3 protein-coding genes are annotated in these 3264 nt (G+C 32.7%); all 3 read left to right on the top strand.

The window, feature by feature from the left end; all coding sequences use genetic code 11:
- The first annotated feature begins 140 nt into the window (after window positions 1-140).
- The 3 genes from CI949_RS18905 (at window position 141) to CI949_RS18895 (ending at window position 2908) form a co-directional block, all read left to right on the top strand.
- Entirely contained in the window at window positions 141-1271 is a 1131-nt protein-coding gene (locus CI949_RS18905) for a hypothetical protein (protein WP_290769282.1), read from the top strand.
- Between the two features lie 185 nt (window positions 1272-1456).
- Window positions 1457-2329, top strand: coding sequence for an SLC13 family permease (locus tag CI949_RS18900; RefSeq protein ID WP_290769280.1), 873 nt, complete (start codon window positions 1457-1459; stop codon window positions 2327-2329).
- A gap of 102 nt (window positions 2330-2431) precedes the next feature.
- Entirely contained in the window at window positions 2432-2908 is a 477-nt protein-coding gene (locus tag CI949_RS18895; protein ID WP_290769277.1) for a hypothetical protein, read from the top strand.
- Window positions 2909-3264 lie beyond the last annotated feature (356 nt).

Below are 3264 nucleotides of genomic sequence, written 5' to 3'. Positions count from 1 at the left end.
TTGCGATGAGTCAGATGTGTATAAGAGACAGTATTATTATTGAATAAATTAAATTTTGAAATAATTAGATAATAAACTATAATAGGTATATAATTAATTCTAATATTTGACGTTATGTCTAAGGTGAGAGGAGGGACTTTATGGAAGTTAAAAACAGACGTGAACTACATAATAAACTTAATGATATAATGAACAATGTTTATGTTAGCCGCAAAGAAAAACAAAGACAAAATATCAATCAGAATTTAGTTAAAACTTATTTGATTGAAGGTCATATTAATCAAACTGATCCTCCTTCTCATGATGACTTTTTGCGGTTTTTTAAAAATAAAACAAAAGACCTGGAATATAAAGTGCAGCTAAAAGAAACTGAAGAAGAATTTCTATATAAATTATTATTTGATGAGACTGAATTTTTTCTGGATGCAGAAAAAGATAAAAGGTTTTTTATGCTCCATAGTTCAGAAAGATCAAAATCTACAGATACTAATATAGATCGTTTATTAAAATATATTCCTAATTTTGATAATGTATGGCTCAGTAAAAAATTAATGAAATCTACAGAGGATTATACCACCTGGCGAGGAATTTCAATCAATCATGATAAAATTGATGTGGAAAAGACAGAAGAAAATAGTGAAAAATTAAATTTAAAAATAAATAATTCTTCAGAAACTAAGGTAAAAGGTTTAATAAATTTACTAGCTTCTAATGAGCAATTCTCATATACTACCGGAATCTCTCATTTGAGTTTATTAAGCCAGGAAAAGCAGGATTCTGCAAGCAGAATAATCGATGATTTACGTTATGACGGTAAGTTTTCAACTAGAGGGAAAAGTTTTAATAGTCATTTATGGCTGGTTAATAAACTTTATACTGATTATAAAGAGCTCGTTTATAATATTGAAAAGAATTATTATATTAGCATTGAAAACAATAAATTAATGGGGCTTCCCATTAATATTGAATTTAAAAGAGATGATTTGTCAGCAGAATATATAATTAAGGCAATCTTTTCTAATAAAAAGCCTTTTAAACTCTGGGGTTATGCAGATAAAATTGATGATGGTTATTATAAAGTGCTTGCTGTAGATCTTCATAATGGCAATCAGGGAAATAAAATTAATTTTGAAATAACTAAAGACTTTATTTCAATTTATCTATCAAAAAAGAATTGTGGGAATACAATAGCGAGACTTGTCTGTAATATTCAGCAGTATTTAGATTCTCAAATAAAAGTCTGGGGAGGTAAGGATGATGAGCTATTCTGATGATTATAACCAATTAAATGCCTTAAGAAATTTGATTAGTGATCAAGCAAATACAGCTGAAGGACAAATGAGCATTTTTGATAATTAATAAAAAAAGACAGTGATCAATTTGAGGAGTAGTTCTTAGTTTTATTTGAGGACTGCTCTTTTTAAATGGGTCTTGTTTTTAGGTCAGCTTTTTGACAATGGCCTGGGGAACAGTAATTGGGGGAATCACTACCTATCTCGGTGGTGCCCGTAACCTGCTGGCAGTTGGACTTTTAGAAAAACACTACGGTATTTCGATTGGTTTTTTTGAATGGATCAAATACAGCTGGCCGCTGCCCTTTCTCTTATTAATTGTTTTTGCAGTGATCATTACTAAATTTGCGGAAATTGATATTCAGGATACCTCCCGCTCTCTAAAAAAATTGAAGTCAAAGTCAGAGGCCAGAGGAGATTTATCTAAGGCTGAGAAAAAACTGATTCTAATTTTAGGAGCAGTAGTTTTAAGCTGGTTATTTTTATCAAACCTAATCAATATCGCTATCACAGCTCTGCTGGGTGGAGTTTTAGTTGTCGCCTTTAAGGTTGTTGGCTGGCAGGAAGTAGAAGCCTATGTTAACTGGGGAGTAATTTTAATGTATGGGGGAGCAGTTGTGGTTGCCTCTTCCTTAGTAGAAACAGGAGTAACTGACTGGATGGCAGAGAGATTCTTTTCCCAGCTGGAGCTGGCACCTTTTCTATTTATTGTCCTATTAGCAATCTTCACCTCAATTTTAACTGAAGGTGTAAGTAATGTAGCTTCTGTGGCAGTAATTCTGCCTCTTGCTTTCAGTGCTGCTGAAGCCTACAGTTTAAACCCGGTTCTTTTAACTCTATCTGTAGCTTTATCTGGAGGACTGGCCTTTTTACTGCCGATGGGAACTCCACCCAATGCGATTGCCTTTTCTTCTGGCTATTATCAGATCAAAGATGCTCTAAAATGGGGTCTGCTGCTTAAAGTGATCGGCTGGTTGATCTACATTTTAGTTGCCAGATTCTACTGGCCGCTGATTGGACTGGAGATTTTTATCTAAACAGCTTTAAAATCTTGCTGGTTAAAGGTATAATGATTGCGAATGCAGGAATTAATTAAATCGAATTCAAAAAATTGATAAAGACTTGTGAGGGATAAATAAATGAAAAAGTATATGCTGATCTTATTCAGTTATGGTGGTTTAAAGAAAATTAATCAACATTTAGAAAAAAAGCTGCAGCCAGAGGATAAGCTTTTAGTTAGAGCTTTAATGCTCGAGGAAGTGCCAAAGCTTTTTGAGCATTTAATTTCTGATGTCGGCTTTTTAGGTGAAAAGGTAGTTAGTGATGTTGAAGACTCTGTTGTTGATATCTATCAAGAAAATGCTAAAGATTATTTAGCTGAGCTTGCAGAAATGGCAGCAGCAAAAGATTTTGAACTTGATAAGAAGTTGATTGAAGAAGAGGATTTAGAAAAGCTTAAGGCAGAGCTAAAAAGATCTAAGCTGGATGGAATATTTATTAACTTTTCCAACAACGAGTTTGTTTCTAACCAGGTTAAAGAAGATGAGCTGAAAAAATGGCTGCAGGAAATTGAGCTGCCCCTGGATATCTTTTATGATGGGGAGAAGAAAAAATAATGTGCAGCTACCGTTTATGGAACCAATTTTTACCAAAAGAAATAGAATAACAAACTATTAATTAATGCCCTTTGATTAGGGCATTTTTAATTTGATAAACAATTAATTATTTTACTTTATTTCCAAATTATTCTATGATATACTTTTTATAGTATAAATATTAGAAAAGGAGGAAATTTAATGCAGCAGTTTGATGTGACGGCCCATAACTATGATTTCGTTTTTAAAGATTCTTTTAGTCTCTTTAAAAATGATATTGGCGATTTTTTAAAGGTGGAACTGCCTGGAATTGATTCTTACCTGGAAACCGAATTCTCTGAGATTGAAACAAGTGCAGAAAGGATGGATTTAAATTT

The organism is Halanaerobium sp., assembly GCF_003070835.1.
The sequence above is the reverse complement of the archived record's forward strand: the minus strand, read 5'-3'. Positions and strand labels throughout refer to the sequence as shown.

Bases quoted from the DNA above. Each gene is read 5' to 3' on its own strand.
- CI949_RS18905 (WP_290769282.1), top strand. From the start codon at position 141: ATGGAAGTTAAAAACAGACGTGAACTACATAATAAACTTAATGATATA.
- CI949_RS18900 (WP_290769280.1), top strand. From the start codon at position 1,457: ATGGCCTGGGGAACAGTAATTGGGGGAATCACTACCTATCTCGGTGGT.
- CI949_RS18895 (WP_290769277.1), top strand. From the start codon at position 2,432: ATGAAAAAGTATATGCTGATCTTATTCAGTTATGGTGGTTTAAAGAAA.